The sequence below is a fragment of the Inconstantimicrobium porci genome (assembly GCF_009696465.1).
Lineage (GTDB): Bacteria > Bacillota > Clostridia > Clostridiales > Clostridiaceae > Inconstantimicrobium > Inconstantimicrobium porci.
This window is the reverse complement of the sequence record NZ_VULX01000010.1, coordinates 20,330-40,204: the sequence shown is the minus strand read 5'-3', so window position 1 is coordinate 40,204 and position 19,875 is coordinate 20,330. Positions and strand designations below refer to the sequence as shown.

Annotated in this window: 20 protein-coding genes and 1 other annotated feature; of the genes, 14 read left to right on the top strand and 6 right to left on the bottom strand. The window is 30.0% G+C overall.

From position 1 onward, the window contains the following. Positions 1 to 85: 85 nt before the first annotated feature. From FYJ33_RS08280 to FYJ33_RS08270, 3 genes are all read right to left on the bottom strand, one after another. Complete coding sequence (locus FYJ33_RS08280) at positions 86 to 1,168, bottom strand: CAP domain-containing protein (RefSeq protein WP_235900806.1); 1,083 nt, start codon at positions 1,166 to 1,168, stop codon at positions 86 to 88. 312 nt (positions 1,169 to 1,480) lie between these two features. Beyond that, positions 1,481 to 1,741 (bottom strand): ribbon-helix-helix protein, CopG family, encoded by a 261-nt coding sequence (locus tag FYJ33_RS08275; protein ID WP_154531286.1) that lies wholly within the window; start codon positions 1,739 to 1,741, stop codon positions 1,481 to 1,483. A gap of 1 nt (position 1,742) precedes the next feature. Then, positions 1,743 to 2,534 carry a ParA family protein gene (locus tag FYJ33_RS08270; RefSeq protein ID WP_154531285.1) on the bottom strand — a complete coding sequence of 264 codons (792 nt, stop codon included), beginning with the start codon at positions 2,532 to 2,534 and terminating at the stop codon, positions 1,743 to 1,745. 291 nt (positions 2,535 to 2,825) lie between these two features. Here FYJ33_RS08270 and FYJ33_RS08265 point away from each other — a divergent pair, with 291 nt between their 5' ends. Then, positions 2,826 to 3,149 carry a hypothetical protein gene (locus tag FYJ33_RS08265; RefSeq protein ID WP_154531284.1) on the top strand — a complete coding sequence of 108 codons (324 nt, stop codon included), beginning with the start codon at positions 2,826 to 2,828 and terminating at the stop codon, positions 3,147 to 3,149. Positions 3,150 to 3,346: 197 nt separating this feature from the next. On the opposite strand, the gene FYJ33_RS16660 is transcribed toward FYJ33_RS08265, so the two are convergent. Both FYJ33_RS16660 and FYJ33_RS08260 read right to left on the bottom strand, forming a co-directional pair. Further along, complete coding sequence (locus FYJ33_RS16660) at positions 3,347 to 3,481, bottom strand: hypothetical protein (RefSeq protein ID WP_268891453.1); 135 nt, start codon at positions 3,479 to 3,481, stop codon at positions 3,347 to 3,349. 201 nt (positions 3,482 to 3,682) lie between these two features. Continuing rightward, on the bottom strand, positions 3,683 to 4,225 hold the full coding sequence (locus FYJ33_RS08260) for a tryptophan transporter (RefSeq protein WP_154531341.1): 543 nt from the start codon (positions 4,223 to 4,225) through the stop codon (positions 3,683 to 3,685). Positions 4,226 to 4,452: 227 nt separating this feature from the next. After that, positions 4,453 to 4,693: a binding site (T-box leader), on the bottom strand. Between the two features lie 288 nt (positions 4,694 to 4,981). Between FYJ33_RS08260 and FYJ33_RS08255 the strand changes: the two genes are divergently transcribed. From FYJ33_RS08255 to FYJ33_RS08225, 7 genes are all read left to right on the top strand, one after another. Further along, positions 4,982 to 5,731, top strand: coding sequence for a threonine/serine exporter family protein (locus FYJ33_RS08255; protein ID WP_154531283.1), 750 nt, complete (start codon positions 4,982 to 4,984; stop codon positions 5,729 to 5,731). Positions 5,732 to 5,734: 3 nt separating this feature from the next. Next, positions 5,735 to 6,169, top strand: coding sequence for a threonine/serine exporter family protein (locus FYJ33_RS08250; protein ID WP_154531282.1), 435 nt, complete (start codon positions 5,735 to 5,737; stop codon positions 6,167 to 6,169). A gap of 384 nt (positions 6,170 to 6,553) precedes the next feature. Continuing rightward, positions 6,554 to 6,778 carry a DUF1659 domain-containing protein gene (locus FYJ33_RS08245; protein ID WP_154531281.1) on the top strand — a complete coding sequence of 75 codons (225 nt, stop codon included), beginning with the start codon at positions 6,554 to 6,556 and terminating at the stop codon, positions 6,776 to 6,778. A gap of 32 nt (positions 6,779 to 6,810) precedes the next feature. After that, a complete protein-coding gene (locus FYJ33_RS08240) occupies positions 6,811 to 7,029 on the top strand; it encodes a DUF2922 domain-containing protein (RefSeq protein ID WP_154531280.1) in 219 nt (72 codons plus the stop codon). 126 nt (positions 7,030 to 7,155) lie between these two features. Next, entirely contained in the window at positions 7,156 to 8,625 is a 1,470-nt protein-coding gene (locus FYJ33_RS08235; RefSeq protein ID WP_154531279.1) for a hypothetical protein, read from the top strand. A gap of 816 nt (positions 8,626 to 9,441) precedes the next feature. Further along, entirely contained in the window at positions 9,442 to 10,539 is a 1,098-nt protein-coding gene (locus FYJ33_RS08230) for a hypothetical protein (RefSeq protein ID WP_154531278.1), read from the top strand. 794 nt (positions 10,540 to 11,333) lie between these two features. After that, positions 11,334 to 12,299 carry a sodium:calcium antiporter gene (locus tag FYJ33_RS08225; RefSeq protein ID WP_154531277.1) on the top strand — a complete coding sequence of 322 codons (966 nt, stop codon included), beginning with the start codon at positions 11,334 to 11,336 and terminating at the stop codon, positions 12,297 to 12,299. A gap of 189 nt (positions 12,300 to 12,488) precedes the next feature. On the opposite strand, the gene FYJ33_RS08220 is transcribed toward FYJ33_RS08225, so the two are convergent. Then, positions 12,489 to 13,130 carry a LysM peptidoglycan-binding domain-containing protein gene (locus FYJ33_RS08220; RefSeq protein WP_206046649.1) on the bottom strand — a complete coding sequence of 214 codons (642 nt, stop codon included), beginning with the start codon at positions 13,128 to 13,130 and terminating at the stop codon, positions 12,489 to 12,491. Between the two features lie 383 nt (positions 13,131 to 13,513). Here FYJ33_RS08220 and FYJ33_RS08215 point away from each other — a divergent pair, with 383 nt between their 5' ends. The 6 genes from FYJ33_RS08215 to FYJ33_RS08190 all read left to right on the top strand — a co-directional run bounded on the left by FYJ33_RS08215 (position 13,514) and on the right by FYJ33_RS08190 (position 19,708). Then, positions 13,514 to 14,326 carry an ABC transporter ATP-binding protein gene (locus tag FYJ33_RS08215; protein WP_154531275.1) on the top strand — a complete coding sequence of 271 codons (813 nt, stop codon included), beginning with the start codon at positions 13,514 to 13,516 and terminating at the stop codon, positions 14,324 to 14,326. Beyond that, complete coding sequence (locus FYJ33_RS08210; protein WP_154531274.1) at positions 14,323 to 15,132, top strand: ABC transporter permease; 810 nt, start codon at positions 14,323 to 14,325, stop codon at positions 15,130 to 15,132. The genes FYJ33_RS08215 and FYJ33_RS08210 overlap by 4 nt, the downstream gene beginning before the upstream one ends. A 3-nt stretch (positions 15,133 to 15,135) precedes the next feature. Next, positions 15,136 to 15,918: an ABC transporter permease gene (locus FYJ33_RS08205; protein WP_154531273.1), complete on the top strand. Its 783-nt coding sequence runs from the start codon at positions 15,136 to 15,138 to the stop codon at positions 15,916 to 15,918. Between the two features lie 141 nt (positions 15,919 to 16,059). Continuing rightward, positions 16,060 to 16,275, top strand: a complete 216-nt coding sequence (locus FYJ33_RS08200; protein WP_154531272.1) for a hypothetical protein — start codon at positions 16,060 to 16,062, stop codon at positions 16,273 to 16,275. Positions 16,276 to 18,787: 2,512 nt separating this feature from the next. Beyond that, entirely contained in the window at positions 18,788 to 19,228 is a 441-nt protein-coding gene (locus FYJ33_RS08195) for an Hsp20/alpha crystallin family protein (protein ID WP_154531271.1), read from the top strand. A gap of 27 nt (positions 19,229 to 19,255) precedes the next feature. Continuing rightward, the gene (locus tag FYJ33_RS08190) at positions 19,256 to 19,708 is read left to right on the top strand and encodes an Hsp20/alpha crystallin family protein (protein WP_154531270.1); all 453 of its coding nucleotides are present in this window, start codon (positions 19,256 to 19,258) and stop codon (positions 19,706 to 19,708) included. Positions 19,709 to 19,875 lie beyond the last annotated feature (167 nt).

Genomic DNA, 19,875 nt, shown 5'->3' with positions numbered 1-19,875 from the left:
TATATAGAGAGGCTTGTCTTCTATATAAGAAACTCTGAGAAGTTTCATACCAAACTCTACTTTCTTAATTCATATCTCTAATCTTTTATCTGTAGAATTCCTGAGTAGCGTAGTACTTGTTTCCTATCTTGTAAACTCCAATTCCTATGCTTGAAAAGTTTGTAGATAATATGTTAGCTCTATGTCCATCTGAATTCATCCAGTTTGTCATGAACTTATTGGCAATAGCAGAGTTGCCACTCATTCCACTGATATATGCTATATTTTCGCCCCATGCATTGTATTTAACTCCATCTTTCTGCATCTGTGCTGTGATAAGCTGTCCTTCTGGATTCTTGTGATCAAAGTATCCTCTGTCACCCATATCCTTAGACTTAATTCTAGCATATTTCTGCATAGTATTATTGTATGAAAGTGCACTTAATCCAGCTTTTGCTCTTTCTGCATTAACAGATTGGAAAATCTGCTGCTCAATTTCAGCTATAAAACTATCTGTACTTTCTACTGGTTTATTCTGTGTACCAATATTGTTATTTGGCTTGTTTCCGTTATTTACAATACCATTATTTGATGAACTATTATTGTTCTCATTTCCTGCGTTATTATTGTTTTCATTCTTATCAGGTGTAATCTGTCCTGCATTACTTCCAGAATTAGAGCCAGTATTATTACTGTTACTGCCTGAGCTTGTACCATTATTACACTGATTATTCTTATTAGGTTTAACAGTATTCTGATTAAAGCTAAGCCACTTGAATGATGATGGTCTCTTAACAGTACTTGTTAAATTAAGTTTATTCATTAATGATGTCTTATCATCCTTTACTAAATTTCGAGCTGCAGTATTTTCTGCTACTGCATTATTATCACTACTAAATATATTTTCTTCTAATATATTATTATCTTCAGCATTTACTGCTTGTCCTAACCCTACACCATTTCTTACTACTGAGTTATTATTATCTGCATTTTTGTCTGCTGCCACTTTTTCATCTTCATTTTGATTTAATGACATCATTAAACCTTTAAATGGATTTTTCTCCTGCGCTATAGCATTATTAGCTGCAACTTTATTATTAGTATTATGGCTTGTACCATATACACCTGCTCCTACAACTGTAACTAATCCAGCTGCTATTAAAATTTTAGATATTGTTTTGTTTCTCATACCTAATTTCCTCCTTAAGATTTATTTTGGTAATCGTCGCACAAGAAGAATAACATATTAAAACAGCCGTATTCAAAAAAGGTTCTTACTAATAAAAGCACATCCTTTCTTACATGGTTATATTATACATGGGTAATTTATCAATCCATATTTTTCATAATTAATCCTTAGACAAGTGACTCCAGTGGCTAAGCTACATTATTTTTCCCAGTAAAATGGATGTTTTTTTGTGGTGTATAATACCAGTATTGGTTTTAATCAATTTATGTTGCAATACAAAAAAAACTGGCTAAAAGCCAGTTTCATAGCAAATTACTTGTTTAATCTTTCATCTTCAAGTTCTTTAAGTATATCTTTAAGGTAAATGCTAAGGGCATCTCTTACGATAGCGCTTTTATCTTTACCAGTTTTTGCAGCCTTTAAGTTAACAGCTTTATATATATCATCAGTTATATAATATGCTTTTTGTTTGTATTTTACAGTTTCTTTAGTATCTTTAACTGAATCTCTTCCATCAATTAAACTGTTGACTACGCTCTTCTTCCTTCTATTTTCTCTATCGCTTAACCCCATCTTAGTTACCTTCCTTCATTATTATTTTTGCAATGTTCATATATTCTTTTGCAATATCAGTCCTCTTATTCTTAAGAACTACAGGCATACCATCATACACACCTTTAGTTGCTTCAGCAGTTTTCTTAGTTGTTCCGATAATTCTATACTGCTTTGCTAACATATCAAGAATTTCATTGTGATCCTTAACGTTCTTTTCATATAATGTAGCAATTACACCCTTAACAGAAATAGCAGGATTTACAAGATCCTGTACATCTTTTATAGTTTCATTAAGCTGTTCCAGACCTCTATATGATAAATAATCAGTTTTGCAAGGAATAATTACATAATCACAGGCCGCTAATGCATTAAGAGTTAGTATACTTAATTGTGGTGGACAATCAATTATTATATAATCATAATCATCTTTTATTTCCTTTAATGATCTTGATAAAATTTTCTCTCTTGATGTTCTTCCCTGAAGTTCCATTTCTAGAGCAGCAAGATCTATTATAGAAGGAATAATAGATAAATTCTTAATGTTTTCTAATTTATAAACACATTTTGCAGTTTCAACGCGTCTCTTTTTAAGTAAGTCGCACACTGTATATTCCATATCAAGTGGTTCAAGTCCTGCTGATATAGTTAAACTTGCCTGGCTATCTAAATCGACCATTAGGACTTTTTTTCCTTGTTCAGCCATAGCGGCAGCTATATTAAAAGTTGCTGTAGTCTTAGTAACTCCACCTTTTTGATTAGCTATCGCAATTGTTTTAACCAAAATAATCACTCCTCTTGTTATTTTATCCATAATTTATGCTTTTATACAAATATTATAAAAACCAAATATAATACCTTTATACTTATGTATTATACTATCAAAAAATTAAAATATAAAGATAAATTATTACTTTTCTATCAATATATTTTGCTATTTAGATATTTTAATACTAAAGTATTATATTTTATGCTATAAATTATATTTTTTCCTTCCTATTATATATAGTAAAATTTCAGACAATTTTTTTATGCTTAAATCTTCATTAATTAATTCAAAAAGTTATATAATAAATATATAGGAAAAATGTAAGGAGATGTTATTATGGTTAAAGCTGAAAAAATACATGCCATAGTAAGCAGAGCAGCAGAAAAAATTAATCTAAAAGTCGATGACTTCAGCATGAGAAGACCTTATATATATGGATTAGATTTTAAAGCATATTTTTCTGAAGGAGTATATGTATCTTTTCTTGAAGTAAATGATGGCACTTTAGAAGCTAGTGTTGGAATGAATCATGGGCTTGATGAAATAGATTTTGATCTTAATGATAAAACAAATAAAGAAGTTAAAGAATTTGTTGATAAGCATAATCTTGATCAGAAGATAATTACTTATATTGAAGAGATACAAAAAATTATTACCTAAATATTATCGTATTATAATATTATATAATTATGATATTATTAGCTAGTAATGAGTATCACATAGAGAACAACAAAGTAGAAAATGTACAACTAACGTACTTTATTATTTGCATACTAAAATACTCTAGTATTATAATTTTATAATACCTTGATATTAAAACGCATTAAAAATAGAAGCAGGGCCTTTTAGCTCTGCTTCTATCTGTGTTCAGGATGGTTTGATGGCTCATCCTTACAGTATGGTGTCTTTTCATTAGCTTTTTCTTTAAGCTTTCTTTTATAATTTGGTGAAGCAATATCCTCGCTTAAATTTTTATTATTTGAATTGTTCATCTTCATCACTCCTTAAAATTAACTTCTTTATTAGAGTTTGTAGAATCTTTTTATATATTCACATAATTCAAAAAATACGTGAGCGAAGTCTGATGAATTTTCTCCATTTCTCTTGTCTCTTATTTCTTATCTCTTATCTGTCACCTATAATCTACCACAACCTGTGACCTTCTACCTGTAACCTATTCAGTATCCTGTTACCTATTTAAGTGCCCTTTGTCCTACTTTGTCTTCTACTTCATATGCTCCAGTGATCTTTATTGCTCGTCCAACGACCTTATATAAAATACTGCCTAGTATTATATTAAGAGCTGTAGTAGGTAAAACAACTGTAATAAATAATGTGTTGAATGTTTTCATTGGGAATCCATTGAACATCATTAATACTGTTAAAAATATTGTACCGCTAATCAATGTTCCTAAAGATAATGCAAATACCATCTGAACCATTCTGTTTATTCTATTTCTTAATGGTAATAAAACAAAATACATAATATTACATGTAATAATCTTATCTACTATATTAGGAATCTGGCTATTTGGTGTTTTACTTGTAGCTGCTGCAAAAATACCAATAGCTATTCCACATATTAATGATGTCTTGTACTCTCTATTGTATACCATTATTATAAATAACATTGCAAGTGATAAATCAGGCTGCATAGCTACTCCAGGTGTTATTTCATGTAATATTGCTCCTATTGCTATTAAAATTGCGTTTGTAACCATCCTCTTTGTATTCATTTTCTTGATACTGATTGCTTTTGTTTCCATAAGATATATCCTCCTTAATAATTAAAAATCTTTTTTACGTTTTTACTTCTTCTAAAAATAATTCCTTTCACAACATGATCTATTCCCCCTTTAAGCTACTAATCTTTAAATTCTTTGTTTGCAAGGCTTTACAGCAATAGAATTTTCCTTTTCAAATGCAATTTCCTAAATATAAAAAACTCCGTCCTATTACTAATTAATAGGACGGAGATTATCCGCGTTGCCACCTAAATTGTATGTAAAAAACATACCTCTCTTCTCAGATACTATCATATCCTGTCCACTGTAACGTGTGGCTTACGTCTTAGCTACTTTCTAGAAATATTTCACCTTGCTCCTCAAAGGCCCATTCACCAATAGCTATTGTACTGATATCACACCACCATCAGCTCTCTTTAACATTACATCATGGCTACTATTCCTTATCAAAGGATTTATATTTGTTATTATAATATTCTTTTGGTAATTTATTGTCAATACTATTTTTAAAATTAATGGATAATTTTATTACAATTTCTTTTTATTGCTTTTAATTTAAGTTATTTTGATATATCATAAAAGTGTGCCTAACTTTATTGATAATACGTTTATTTAATATATTAATTATGCCGTACTTAGGTGCCTTTTTTAATGTCAATTAATAAAAATTTATTCTCATAAAGCTTTTGATGTTTTAGGCAATGTTTTATTGAGAAGCAGAGTAAATTACTTATTGGAGGACAACATATGAATGCTCATGATGTGATGGACATTGCACTGACTGCAGGCGAAATACTGCTTGGATATGGTGCAGAAACTTACAGAATTGAAGATACTGTAATAAGAATATGTAACTCATATGGTTATGATGCGGAATGCCTTACAGTATCAAAAGGCTTATGGCTTACTATAGGTCAAGGTAAAGAAAAAATCACCTCTGTGAAGAAGGTCAAAAAGCAGAGCGTTGATTTATACAGAATCGAACTCGTTAATGATTTTTCAAGAAAGTTATGCAAAAAGCAGCTTCCAGCTGACGAAGCAATGAAAAGACTTAATTATATTAGTAACTCGCCAACATTTACATATAAAGTGAGACTCTTTGCTTCATGTATGACTGGCTTTATATATACATTATTTTTCAATGGTACAATGGTTGACGGTATTGTATCAATCATAATTTGTTCTTTTACATATTGGATTCTCGAGAAGATATCAAAGCTGGGATTTTTTGAATTTCTGCAGTACTACGTATCTGGACTTATTATCGGACTTTGCAGCATCTTGTCCCATATGATGATTGGCAGCATTAATTCTCATAATGTTATTACTGGATCAATAATGATCCTGCTTCCAGGAGTTATCCTTACCAACGGAATTAAGGACATGCTTTATGGTGATTTTTCATCAGGCATATCTCGTTTTTCAGAAGCACTTATTGTCATAGCTGCAGTCAGTGCAGGAATAGCAACAGCATTATTATCTTTGAAAGGAATGTAAGACATGTTACTAAAAATGACTATATTATCTTTTCTCGGCAGTGTATTTCCTGTAATTCTTTTTAACATCGACAGAAAAAAAATTATTTGGACAGGAATCGGGGGAGCTTTAGGCTGGATAGCCTACAGCATTACTCTTGATTACAGTGGCAGCACAGTAATAGGCTCATTCTTTGGTGCCTTTGCTGTTAATATCTACAGTGAAGTAATGGCCAGAATTAAAAAAACGCCTGCTTCAATGTTTTATGTACCCGGCATTTTCCCACTTGTCCCAGGAATAACAGCCTACAGCACAATAAATTACATAGTTCAGGGCAATTTTAATGAAGCACTTAGAAAAGCAGCCTTCACCTTAGCAATTGGCGGTGCTATAGCATTTGGCATCATGCTCTCATCAACAATATTTAAATTCATAAATCAAATAAAAAAGAATTATTAAAGATCATAACTCATTTAGAATTAATATTTTAATATCTAGTTACAACGAATAGTGACTAGAGAACAACGAATAGAACATGATGGAATCAGTTCGCGATGCTTACTGATTCCTTAATTTTTATGGAGGCAAATCCTCCAAAACTCCTGTGGGATTGCTAACGCAATTCCACGTTGAAGAATAGCTTGTCCAGCCACGCTATTATCTCAAAACTCCCGTTATGGAGTTTCCTCCTTTTCTCTTCTCTATTAGTTCTTATCTCTTATCTGTGACCTGTGCCCTATCTTTGCACTTCAACCTACTTCAAAAATTTTTATATTTTTTTACCAACTTTTTTTCCTCCCGCATATATACAAGATGAAAGAACAAAAAAGGAGGTAATTTAACATGGCAGTAAAGAAGGTATTAAGAACAACAGTTCTATGCATTGAAGTTGAAAAGGGAACTGACAAAAACGGTAAGAAGCTTTATGCAAAGAAAAACTTCAAAAATGTAAAAACTGATGCTCCATCTGATAATGTCTATGCAGTAGCAGAAGCTATAAAGAATGTATTATTACAGCCTGCAGAAGGTTATTATCTTAACGACTCATCAGCAGTAATCAATGAATAATTAAAAAAATAATATAGGGAGGAGGAATAACGATGGAATATTCACTAACATTGAATTTTGTCACATCAGAAGGGCAGAAAGCTGCTATCAGAATATCTGATGTTAAATCTGAAATTTCACAGGAACAGATATCTGCTCTTATGGACACCATAATAGAAAAAGATATCTTCATTACATCAAAGGGATCACTTGTTTCAAAAGCTAGTGCACAACTTGTAGGTAAAAATACAGAAAAATATGACTTTAAGTAATTATTAATCAAGCTTCTGGATTAATTTCCAGAAGCCTTTTTTTGCGCTAAAAACAAAAATAATTTATTATAGCAAGACAATAAATGATATAATATTAATAAATCTATTAATCTAAGAGGTAAGTTTATGGGTGAAATTTTTAGAACAGTACTATTTGATAAATTTAAAGTGAATTATGAAAATCTCCTAGGTAGAGACTTTGACTCTTTCTATGACAGTTTAAGAGCAGATTTAACAAGCATAGATGATATCCAAGGTCGAGAACTTATTTTAAAAAATATTTTCTCAAACGTAAAAAAAACTAAAAAAAGATGGCTTGATAAAATCCTAAGGGATAAATCATCTCAGTATATGCAGGATATAGAATTTGCCAAAAGTGAATTTAATAAAGTACTGAACAAAAAGCTGTCCCTAAAGAAATTTGAAAGTTACTTTGGAACAACAGACCTTGAAACATATATCAAAAATAAACTTGAGCCTCTTGAAGAGTGGAAAAACAGTACAGAATCACTGCTTACTGATTTTCCAATGCTGAAAGTTATGAATAAAGTTGCACTTAAGAGTGCATTTAGAAATGATATTATCGTTGTTTATTCAAAACTTTGCTATGAAGAAGAAAGCAGAAAGGATAATACTACAAAAGTCCCGACAATATTATCGCAGATTCCTGTTGATACAACATCTAAGATGTCTTTTTTAACAGAAGAGCAAAAGAAAGACCTTGATAAGCGAACTAATATAGATACTCCTTCGACAATCGACAGATATATAATGATCGATGAAAATGAACAGAACAAACTTCTTCTACAGCTTGAGCAAAAGACATACATTCAGATAAAGGAAGGTGGTAACTCAGGTGAAGTGTCTGACTTACTTACTCAGATAGCGCTGATTAAATCAGTAAAATACCTAAACCCTCTTGATGTAAAAATAATAAGTTATTATTATACTCACTTCCACAAGATAGTGTTAGGTGATCCAATTGAAAAAAGTATCTATCAGATAGTTCTTGACCTTGGCTTGTCAAACCAGGTTAAGAATTATGAAGCTGTAGAAAACTCAATAGCAAAGCTAGGTAGTACTAAGCTAAGCTACAACCTGGAAGGAAACTCTGTTAATGGTATCCTTCTTGAAAGTTCTATCTATGTAAGCAATGGTGTAAAGATGGCAAGAGTTTATTTAGGTAGCATACTTAAAGAACTGATAATCAAGAAGAGTACACTAGAATATGATGGCGATATATTCAATTCATTGGGTGGAGATGCCCAGCAGCTTGCAATATGGCTACAGAAGAGAAGGTATAAAGCAAGCATTACAAACGAAGGATATGATGAAACAATCCATCTTTCAAAGTTTTCAACAGCGATATACTGGAATACAAAAAGACTGGACAGAAAGAGAGACAGAATTATAAAGGCTCTTGATGAACTTAAGAAAAGTAATCTTATAATTAAAGATTTTACTTATGCCAAGAAGATATTCTCATTCGAAGTAGAATACATTCCACTTTCACCAATAGAACTGGCAAGAATCAATACTCCAGTTTCCGAAAAACAGAATGTTATCGAAGGAAATCATCTAAAAAGAATTGAATAATTCATTAAAAAGACAGAAATAGCACTGAAAAAAATACTGTCAAACTGAAAATAACAGCTTTGCAGTATTTTTTTTATTTTTTTTATCAATTTTTAAATTATTGCATATATACACTATGAGAGCTGTCCGGAAACTTACGTTACTGTGTGGAAGCTGTCCAAGAATCTACGTTACTGTGTGGAAACTGTCCAAGAATTTACGTTACTGTGTGGAAATTTTAAAGGATATATGCACTTTTCCTGGAGCTGTCCAGATATGTACGTTACTAAGTGGAAACTGTCCAAAAACTTACGTTACTGTGTGGAAACTGTCCAGGAATTTACGTTACCGTGTGGAAATTTTGCATGACATCATTGAAAAAACCGTAAAATTTTATAAATTCATTGGGTTTTATGCTTTTTTGAGCGTTTTTTTATATTTTTTTTAACTTTTTTTTATGTCAATATGTGTAAAAAATAAGGCTATCTGTCCAAATCTGTACGTTACGCAGTGGAATTTTTAATGATTTTAATCATTTTGCCTTGAAGCTGTCCAAATCTGTACGTTACTGAGTGGAAAAAAAAATTTAAATTTTATGAATTTAAGAATTTATCCACAGTGGATAACTTTTGACTAGCTCGTACCCCTGTGGATAACACAGTTTGCAGAGCTGTCCTATGATATACGTTACTGTGTGGAAAAAACTCTGCAAAGTGGCATTACTTCGTGACAGCTGTCCAAAATAGTACGTTACTGTGTGGAAATTTTGAGCTCTTTGCACAAAGATGATTTTTACTTTATCATATGAAATGAACTATAAGGAGGTGAAGAAGGACTATGGCAACTAAGATGTATAACTCACATTTATCTACTATATTGTATAGCTGCAATGAATATTACATACTAGACACATATATGGCATTAGTGCATATATCTAGCGAAGTAAATTCAAAGTACATTATACAGAATTATAGTGATTCAAAAGCTGATCTTATATCTTTAATTAGAAACAGATATGTAAAAGCGTCATACAAGACAGTATTTAACTGTCTAAATACACTTATAGAAAAGAAGATCATATCATACGACAACACTATAGGTGCATGGACTCTTAATGACATGGAGAACATGACAAAGTCAGCTGACAATGCAATAACGCTACAAGATAATGCTTTTACTGGTTATACAAAGATCAGAAGTTTCTTCTTCACAGACGAATTTAGTAATATGAAAGCCAGAGAAAAAAGGCTTATTGTGTACATGGCACAGCTATCTGACTCAAAAGCATCAGAATTCCATAATGGATTCTCAATGAATCTTTTAAAGCATAACAGTGGCTGGCTAAAGGTCTTAAAGACTAAATGCAGATATTATGCAAAATATACAATTGAAAAACTGCTGAATAAATACTCAGATCTGTTTAAAGATACATCTGAAGACTTTAGACAGAGAGATTATTCTCCAGACAGAAACAAGAAGTTCAAATTCTCCTTCTACTGTCCATCACTGGATACAAGAAAACTAGAAGAAGATACTATTGAGCTTGTTAAGCTTGCAAACATTAAAGAATACAATATGATAATGGATAAGCTTAAATTTGCAGAAGTTACTTTATCAAAGAAACTAGTTATGCATTTTGTAAGAGCTATTTCGAATATTAAGGAATGGTTCATCAAAGAGAGAGTTGTCCAGCTTATCGTTAATAAATACAGAGCAATTCAGGTTTACCACAGCAGAGAAAACATTAAATCTCTTCCAGCATACGCTGCAGCTGTTGTAAAAGCCGTAGTAAAAGAATATAGACAGTTTAAATCATCAATCTCATTAGAAAATGTTAAAAAGTACGAGGTTGGCGAATACTTCATGGAATATATTGATAATAACGTTAACGAAGATATCTCATATGATATTGAAAAATCATTATCTTTATTCTAATGCAGCCCTTGATTTTTTCGTAAAAATCACTAGGGCTTTTTGTGGTTAGCAAAAAAACAATAAATATAGCTTTTTTTAAGAATATGAATGCAAATTCATATTCTTTTTTTTATTTATACTAATTCCACATATGATTTCATCAAAAGCACCCTACCAAATAAATTTTTAAACAACTTTACATTGCATTTTAACACCTTTACAAAATAATTTTATAACTTTACATTATATCTAAATAACTTTTCAAAATGATTTAACAACTTTGGATATATATTAAATACTTTTACAAAATAGATAAACAACTTTACAAATAAATTTAATGAAATTACAAATACTAAAAATACAGTTACATTTACTGTCCATTTTCATGTAAAGTTATTTAAAGAAATATTCTAGTTGTCAAAATTGTGGATAACTTCATCAAAATAATTTGTACCTTCGTCAAAAATGCGAAAAAGCTGTTTAAAAATAAAAACCGTGTAATCCTTGATGGATGCTTGCTTAGAGTAGATTTTACGCTGACGATAAACTGTAAGTAAATATAATAAACTGTATGATAATAAATAAATAGAAAGATAAGAATATAAATTGTAAGATAAGAAATAAACTAAGATAATTTTGTACCTGTCCGTAATCTTACGTTACTAAGTGGAAATTTTCTTTTGCTATTAAACCTATATAATAAGATACATATGAAATAAATCTTAAAATAAGTTGTATCAATAAAAGAATTTGTGGTAATATTGATACAATATTACAGTGAAATATAGTCAAAATATAAAGTATGGAGGGATATTATGATTTATATAGAGTATATAATCTTGGCAGTACTTGTAGTCTTCCTATCAATTAAGCTTGCTAAATACGTGGATTTAATTGATAAAACTACAAATATCTCAGGAGCATTAATAGGAGGTATTATACTTTCAGCAGTAACATCGCTACCAGAACTGCTTACAAGCATATCTGCTACTGTATGGCTTAAGAATCCAAGTCTCTGCCTTGGAAACATTCTAGGCAGTAATTTATTCAACCTTGCGATTATAGGAGTACTAGGCTTATTTACTGCAAAATCATTATTAAATAGTAGAATAGGCAGCAGTCATGCAAAGACAACAATTTTTGTTTTAATAGTATATATAGTGCTTTTACTTAACGTATTCGGTATTCTTAATATAGAGATTGCTACGGTTGCTATAACATCAATTATCATTCTTGTATGTTATATTTTTAGCATTAAGTATATGTCTTCAGATGACAATTCTGCAGAGGCTGATGAAGAAGTAGCTATAGACAGCAGTCTTACGACAAAACAAATTGCGTTTAGGTTTGTTTTAGCAAGTATCTGTCTTATAGTATCGAGTATCATGATTACGAATGTTACAGATAAGATAGCAGCAGAATTAAATCTTGGAGCAGGTCTTGCAGGAGCTCTATTCCTTGGAATTGCTACTTCTCTTCCTGAGCTAAGTTCTTCAGTGTCATTGTTCAAGATGAAAAACTTCAATGTGGCAATAGGAAATATTGTGGGAAGCAGTATCTTTAATTTCTTTATCTTATTTGTCGTAGACGTTTTATATGTTAAGGGAAGCATATATAGTTTCGCAGATCATCAGACACAGAACTTAGTGTTCTTTGGTCTTTTAGCCAACATATTTATGCTTCTGCTTCTTACATTCAAAGATAAGATGAAAAATAAGGCACTTGTCATTTCATCATTTGCAGGAATATTACTTTGCTATGTTTTATTTTTAGTTTTATAAGCGTTGGTCACTAATTTAGATAAGAGATAAGAACTAAGAGAGTAGAGAATAGGATATAAAAATACTGTAATACTAAAATTACTTAGTAATTTAATATTTTAATATGTAAAAGCTATGCCAGGATAATTCCCAGCATAGCTTTTTTGGTGGACAAAATTATGTGTTTATGCAAATAGCAAGATATAATTTCTACTGTATATTTGGAAGATATACAGTTGTATCAAGTACAAGAGTATTATTCTTCATATCATTTAAGCTGCATATAAACTTTTCTACATCTTCAACCTTGTAATTCTTATAATACTGCTTTGCAAGCTTATACCATGTATCATTTTTTGCTACTTTGTGTAGTGTACCTGAAGTTAAAGCTGTTTCAGGAATCTTAAAAGTTGAACCAACAATTAAGTCATCTGAACTTTTCTTATTATTAACAAGGCATAATAAATTCTTAACTGTGTTTAAATTGCAGTGTCCTGTGTACTTCTTGCTCAAAGAGTCAATTGTATCTCCCATCTTAACAGTGTAATCAGTACACTTTAATGACTTAGCATAATCAGCTAGTGTCAGTGATGCTAGCTTTGAATCTGTATTTTTTGCAGATACCTTTTCTTTATATGCATTTGGAGCTACATTTGTTGTATCTTTATTTTGAGAATTTGGTGCAGTATTTTCTCCCTCCTGATTAGTAGATTGTACTTTGTTGTTATCAGCTATCTGTTTAGTATTGTCTGCAGATTTAACAGTTGCATCTTTTCTAGGTAAGAGTATGTAAGTGCATACCGCAGCTGTTCCTAATATTGCAGCAACCATTGAAATTGCTTTTTTATTCATATTTAAAAACCTTCCTTTCATCTTCTTTATTGTGATTATTGACATTAAATATAATAAATATACACAAAAAATATATTTTATTACTGTATTGAGAAATATTTAATATAATAGTATAATATACAAATTACTTTGATTTAGATGGATGAGATAATGATGAAAGCAGAATGAAGATTAATGAATAAAGGAAAGAGATACTCTTGCAAAGCTTAAGTATTTTTAATTTTATTGGAGGATTTTCCGCCAAGCATTCTGTGGGATTGATGAATGCAATTCCATCCTTAATTGCTAAAGCTGCTTTATTAATTCATATTTTTATTTGATGTTTATCTTATTTAAATTAAAGTAGTATGATAACAAATAAAAATAGAATATGAGGTGAGTCTATGATTGAAATGAAGAATGTTACAAAAACATTTAAGATCCACAAGAAGAATTCTGGATTGGTAAGCTCCATTAAATCGTTTGTGAAGAGAGAATATGAAACGGTAAATGCGCTGAATGATATTTCTTTTCATATTGATGAAGGGGAAATGGTAGGATATATTGGTCCTAATGGTGCTGGAAAGAGTACAAGCATTAAGATTATGAGTGGAATTCTTTATCCAGACAGCGGAAACTGCATTATTAATGGTAAAGTTCCCTGGAAGGACAGAAAAATCTATGTTAAAGACATCGGTGTAGTATTTGGACAAAGAAGTCAGCTGTGGTGGGATATAGCTGTTTCAGATTCCTATGATTTATTAAAGCAGATCTACAAAATTCCCGATAAAGAATTCAAAGAAACATTAAAAATGATGACTGATATGATTGATATTGAAGAACTTCTTAAAATGCCGACTAGGCAGTTAAGTCTTGGACAAAGAATGAGATGTGAGATAGTGGCGTCTTTATTACATAGTCCCAAGATTTTATTCCTTGATGAACCTACAATTGGCCTTGATGCCGTTTCTAAAATAGCTGTAAGAGACTTTATTAATAAAATAAATAAGGAAAGAAAAACTACAGTAATTCTAACAACACATGATACTCAGGATATTGAAGCACTGACAAACAGAATAATACTTATTGGTAAAGGAAAACTTCTTTTAGACGGAAACCTAAATAAGCTCAAAGAAGAATTTGAAGTTAAAAATGGCCTTAAGGATATAACTACTGAGCAGTTGGTAGTAGGTCTTTATAAGGAGTACAAAATATGAATGTGAAATCATATTTATCATTTTTTAAAATAAAGTTTATCAATGGGCTTCAATATAGAACTGCAGCTTGTGCAGGAGTTATTACTCAGCTTGCCTGGGGATTTATGTACATCATGATGTATGAAGCATTTTATAAATCAAATCCAGCAGCTGCTAGTATGAAATTACCTTCACTAGTTAGTTATATATGGCTTCAGCAGGCTTTTTTAGCTCTTTTTATGACTTGGTTTGTTGATAATGACATATTAGAGCTTATTACATCAGGAAATGTGGCATATGAACTTGTAAGACCTATAAGTCTTTATGACACCTGGTTTTCCAAAAGCTGTGCTAATAGAGTTGCCAAAGCAGTGCTTAGATGCTTTCCAATAATAATTGTATCTCTTTTAATTCCTAAACCTTATAATCTTTCACTACCATATAGTTTTAAGAGCTTTATATTATTTCTTATTTCAATTATTTTAGCTCTTATTGTGATTGTATCCTATAACATGTTTATTTATATTCTTAGTTTTTATACAGTTTCTCCTATAGGACTTAAAATAGTCTTTACGACTACTGCTGATTTCTTAGCAGGTGGGGTTGTCCCTATACCGCTTCTTCCTGATAATTTAGTAAAGATAATCAATCTGACTCCTTTTGCTTATATGCAGAACACTCCTTTTAGGATTTATAGTGGCGATATAAGTGCTGAAAAAGCATTAACAGTAATACTAATTCAGTTTTTCTGGGCTGTAGTGCTTGTTTCCTTTGGAAAACTGCTAATGAGAAGAACGTTAAAGAAAGTTGTAGTACAAGGAGGTTAAGATATGAGGCTTTACTTAAAATATTTATCTATTCATCTAAAATCAATGCTGGAATATAAAACATCATTTATTTTAACAGCATTAGGACAGGCTATTACTACTTTGTTTTCATTTATAGGAATATATGCGCTCTTTGACAGGTTTGGATCAATTGAAGGCTACAAATTTAATGAAATTCTATTATGTTTTAGTGCTATAACATTGTCTTTTTCACTGGGAGAATGTTTTGCCAGAGGATTCGATCAGTTTTCAAGCATAATTTCAAATGGACAGTTTGATAGAATAATGGTCAGACCAAGAAGCATTACGCTACAGGTTCTTGGCACAAAGATAGAACTAAGCAGGATAGGAAGATTTATTGAAGCTATAATCATCATGATTTATGCAGTTAATACCTGCAAAGTTAATTGGACAGCTTCTAAAACAATTACTCTCTTACTAATGATATTTTCAGGAGCATTTTTCTTCTTTTGTCTTTTTAAAATTTATGCTTCTTTATGCTTTTTTACTATAGAAGGATTAGAATTCATGAACATCTTTACTGATGGAGGAAGAGAAATCGCTTCATATCCACTAGATATTTATAAGAAAGGAGTACTTCTATTCTTTACTTATGTTGTACCACTTGCATTTATAAATTATTATCCGTTTTTATATCTTATAGATAAATGTCCAGGCAACAGCATATTATATATGTTTTCTCCATTAGTTACACTACTCTTTGCAATCCCATGCGAAATCCTATGGAGATTTGGCATAAGACACTATAAATCTACAGGGTGCTAAGTGAGAGTCCAAATCTTTGATTTGGGTACTCGAATTTAAGCAGGCATTCCAAATCTTCGATTTTTTATGATTAGGAATCAGTTAATTTAAAGTTCACCACAAATGTTAGACTAATTATCTATCATTTGTAGGTGTATTTTTTTGACTAAATATTCATATGAAGAAAGATTAGAAGCTGTTAGTAGGATTATTGATGAAGGTATGTCCATGCATGAAAGTGCACGTATACTTCCAACTGCATATACTGTAGTTAATCGTTGGGCTGCAAGACATATGAAGAAGCGGACTTGTAGCGTGTTAGAGCGGAGGCTTCGTAATATGTCTTGCAATCCATTTTATATTAAGTTTTATCTTTAATACTCTTAATTAACTGGTGAATATAATTTCATATTTCAAGAATATATTTATGTATTTTATTAACAAAATCTATTTAGAATTTGAGTTATATTTCATCACTTAATTATTGTTAAAAATCATCTAAAAAATGAGCTTAAAATAAACATGTTTCACGTGAAACATGTTTATTTTTGTAAATATGATAATAAAGAAAACTAAGCTGACTAGACAAGATATTAAGGTGATAAAATAATAAAATATTTAAATATAAAAGTATTATAGTATTACTATACTATAATATCACAATCGAATTTTTAGATTGTCTCCTGTATTCTAAATAAAGAATATAATTAAAGTTGAGGAATAAATAGATGAATGATATCAATTACGAATTCTTTCCAGAAGTAAATTCTAACTCGAACACAGAAATAAAAATTGAAGTAATTGCTGATTCACATACAAAAGATTTGGCAGTATAAGAAATATGAAACACGTATAAGATTTTTTAATATTATAATTATAAAATATTAAGTAATTATAATGTTAAGGTATTTCAGTATACTTTAATATTATCAGTATCTTGTAAAGTATAGAAAGTATGCGGGCTAAAAGGACTAATATTAAGATAACATAGTACTATAATAATTAAATACTATGCTCGTAACTTATATTATTAGTTTTACTTTTAATACTAAAATACTAAAATACTCAATAATTCAAATACTAATATAACATAATACTTTAATAATAAAGTATTCAAGTATACGAATATCAAAGTAACCCACCAAAACATGATTTATATTTCATATTTTACTGGCTTTCTAATCATATCAATACTGATTAACAAGAGAATGATAAAGAGTACAGCATAGTATGTTGTGCGATATATATTTGAAGTGTTTAAAAGGTTCATGAGATCATGAAGACAGCTATAGTTTACAAAATCATCTATTGCATGAAACAAGATTACTATAAACAAGTTTCCCTCCATCCTATTTCTTCACCTAAGGGACTACCCGCTATAGATATTAGCAGCAGGCAGAGAAAAACCTGAATTACTGAATGCGTACTATAACCAAACACATTGCTGGAAATATTTATTGAATAATTGAATCCTAGAGAATTACATATAAAAAGTGGTAAGAATATGATGATTACTGAGTAGGAAAATATGAATAAATAAATTAGAGGATTAGTTTTAAAGGCAGCAACTTTCTTAAGACATTTTTTTAATTTCTCCTTCCCTTCATAATGGTAAATAAAAAAAAGTGCTGTTATGCTTGGTACAAAAGAGCCAATTATACTTTTTCATTATTAACACTCCTAACTTAAAAAATATGATTTATCGCTCAACTTAATAATCTAAAGTATAGCAGTAATTTCTTAATATAAAGTAAAGAAAATCTGAAGTTTAAGCAATACAGAGTTAATACCTTAATAGTTTGGTATTATAATATTTTTATAATAAAGTATTTAAGTAATCAGGGTATTAATATATTTTAATTATTAAAATATAAAATTATAAGATATTGTAGTATAGTAATACCACAGTATGTTGGTAATATAGTACTATAGTAAAATGATATCCTAATATTAAGATAGTAAGATAACGTAAGATTTGTGTGTCAGAATACATAACTATTTAGTATCTTAATATTAAGATGTTTTGATTTCACAATATGTTAATACTAAGATATGTTAATACAAATATATTAATATTAATATTAAATAATAAGGCTTAAACTGCTTAAATACAGCGATTAGGGGGAATACTTAAATATTTTGATTATATAATATCATCATGGGACTATAAGGTTATGAAGCCTGATGTTAAGCTTTTTGAAATAGCACTCAAAGAATCTGGATCAAACAGGGTTTTGGAGGAATGCAGGTTCCCATAGATGATAGATATATACCAGATAGAGAAATAGCTGAATTAAAGGAAATAATCAAAATATTATAACCTATTATTTTAGTAATAGGCTATCATGTTATTAAAAATTTAAAATACTAGAGTATAAAACTATCCAAATATCAATATACTTTAATACTATAATAATATAATATTAAAATATAAAGGTATTAAAATATTGCATATGACAGTCTGTAAATACAGTGTTAAGCGAAGTTTGTAGAGATAATTAAATATCCTAATATAGATAAGTGGACAGGCTTTTATAAGATGATTATTTAAAATCATTGCAATAAAGATTGTCCACTACTTTTTTATGCAAATTTTAATGAATAATTTAGAAGGAATTTTATATAAAGGTCAAAAACACAAGAAATAATTAGTAATATTAAGATACAATTAGTAAAACGAAGATAATTTAATCAAAACAGCTTCTAAAAAATAAGGAAGGTCAGAGTACTATTTTGTTAACTTTGACTTTCCTTGACCTTAAAACTACAATAAAGTTGTAAAGAGAAAGAGAGAAAAATAAAGAAGATGAAATGATAGATCTTTTTAAAGTTTCTCTTCTCGAACAATCAGCAAGTATATAAAATTTAAATATATTAGGAGGTCTTTAGTATGTTCGGATTAATACCTTTTAGAACAAATAACGATTTACAGGAGGCTGGTGATTCATTTGAAAGATTTGTAAATAACTTCTTTAATGATGATTTTGCACCAGTATTTCACGGAAGAAGTGATTTAAGAGCTGATATCAAGGAAAGCAAGGACAACTTCACAGTAAAGGTTGATCTTCCAGGAGTAAAGAAGGAGGATATTGCTATAGATTATAACAATAATAATCTTGTTATTTCAGCAAAGAGAAATGAAGAGAAAAATGAGAATGAGGAAAATTACATTAGAAAAGAAAGAAGCTATGGTGAATTTACAAGAAGCTTTTATGTAGAAAATATTGAGGAAGAAAATATAAAAGCAAAATTCAATGATGGTGAGCTTGAGATAACTCTTCCTAAGAAAAATAAAAATATTGAAAATTCTAGAAAGATTGCAATTGAATAATATTAATACAATTAGGAGGTCTTTAGCATGTTTGGTGTAATACCTTTTAGACGTAGAAGTTATGATATTGATGCTTTTGAGAATGAATTTGAAAACTTTATAGATATGTTCTTTAATGATGGTTTTATGGCATCATATAATAATATGAACATGAATTCATATTCACCTATTGATATTAAGGAAAATGAAGATAACTATGCAGTAAGGGCTAGTCTTCCTGGCGTTAATAAGGAAGATATTTCACTTGAATATAAGAATAACAATCTAATTATTTCTGCACAGAGAAATGCTGAGAAGAATAATGACAACAGCAACTATATGATGAGGCAGCGATGTAGTCAGCAGTTTACAAGAAGCTTTCACATCGACAATGTTGATGAAGCAAATATAAGAGCAAGATTTGTGAACAATGAGCTGCAGGTTATACTCCCTAAGAAATATAAAACACAAGTTAATAGTAACAGAATTAAAATTGAATAATTCCTTGAACCCTTAATTTATAAACCATTATTTTCTCTTAAATAACAAGATATTATAAGCCAGGTACTAGTATTATTAATGATGAGAATGTGAAATAATCCTCATGTTAATAGCTGGACCTGGCTTTAAATCTACATTGATACATATAATACTATATTATTATAATA

Coding starts and splice junctions, on each gene's coding strand:
- FYJ33_RS08280 (WP_235900806.1), bottom strand. CDS start 1,168: ATGAGAAACAAAACAATATCTAAAATTTTAATAGCAGCTGGATTAGTT.
- FYJ33_RS08190 (WP_154531270.1), top strand. CDS start 19,256: ATGTTTGGTGTAATACCTTTTAGACGTAGAAGTTATGATATTGATGCT.
- FYJ33_RS08250 (WP_154531282.1), top strand. CDS start 5,735: ATGTTACTAAAAATGACTATATTATCTTTTCTCGGCAGTGTATTTCCT.
- FYJ33_RS08215 (WP_154531275.1), top strand. CDS start 13,514: ATGATTGAAATGAAGAATGTTACAAAAACATTTAAGATCCACAAGAAG.
- FYJ33_RS08235 (WP_154531279.1), top strand. CDS start 7,156: ATGGGTGAAATTTTTAGAACAGTACTATTTGATAAATTTAAAGTGAAT.
- FYJ33_RS16660 (WP_268891453.1), bottom strand. CDS start 3,481: ATGAACAATTCAAATAATAAAAATTTAAGCGAGGATATTGCTTCACCA.
- FYJ33_RS08260 (WP_154531341.1), bottom strand. CDS start 4,225: ATGAATACAAAGAGGATGGTTACAAACGCAATTTTAATAGCAATAGGA.
- FYJ33_RS08205 (WP_154531273.1), top strand. CDS start 15,136: ATGAGGCTTTACTTAAAATATTTATCTATTCATCTAAAATCAATGCTG.
- FYJ33_RS08195 (WP_154531271.1), top strand. CDS start 18,788: ATGTTCGGATTAATACCTTTTAGAACAAATAACGATTTACAGGAGGCT.
- FYJ33_RS08240 (WP_154531280.1), top strand. CDS start 6,811: ATGGAATATTCACTAACATTGAATTTTGTCACATCAGAAGGGCAGAAA.
- FYJ33_RS08220 (WP_206046649.1), bottom strand. CDS start 13,130: ATGAATAAAAAAGCAATTTCAATGGTTGCTGCAATATTAGGAACAGCT.
- FYJ33_RS08225 (WP_154531277.1), top strand. CDS start 11,334: ATGATTTATATAGAGTATATAATCTTGGCAGTACTTGTAGTCTTCCTA.
- FYJ33_RS08275 (WP_154531286.1), bottom strand. CDS start 1,741: ATGGGGTTAAGCGATAGAGAAAATAGAAGGAAGAAGAGCGTAGTCAAC.
- FYJ33_RS08210 (WP_154531274.1), top strand. CDS start 14,323: ATGAATGTGAAATCATATTTATCATTTTTTAAAATAAAGTTTATCAAT.
- FYJ33_RS08255 (WP_154531283.1), top strand. CDS start 4,982: ATGAATGCTCATGATGTGATGGACATTGCACTGACTGCAGGCGAAATA.
- FYJ33_RS08265 (WP_154531284.1), top strand. CDS start 2,826: ATGGTTAAAGCTGAAAAAATACATGCCATAGTAAGCAGAGCAGCAGAA.
- FYJ33_RS08270 (WP_154531285.1), bottom strand. CDS start 2,534: ATGGATAAAATAACAAGAGGAGTGATTATTTTGGTTAAAACAATTGCG.
- FYJ33_RS08230 (WP_154531278.1), top strand. CDS start 9,442: ATGGCAACTAAGATGTATAACTCACATTTATCTACTATATTGTATAGC.
- FYJ33_RS08245 (WP_154531281.1), top strand. CDS start 6,554: ATGGCAGTAAAGAAGGTATTAAGAACAACAGTTCTATGCATTGAAGTT.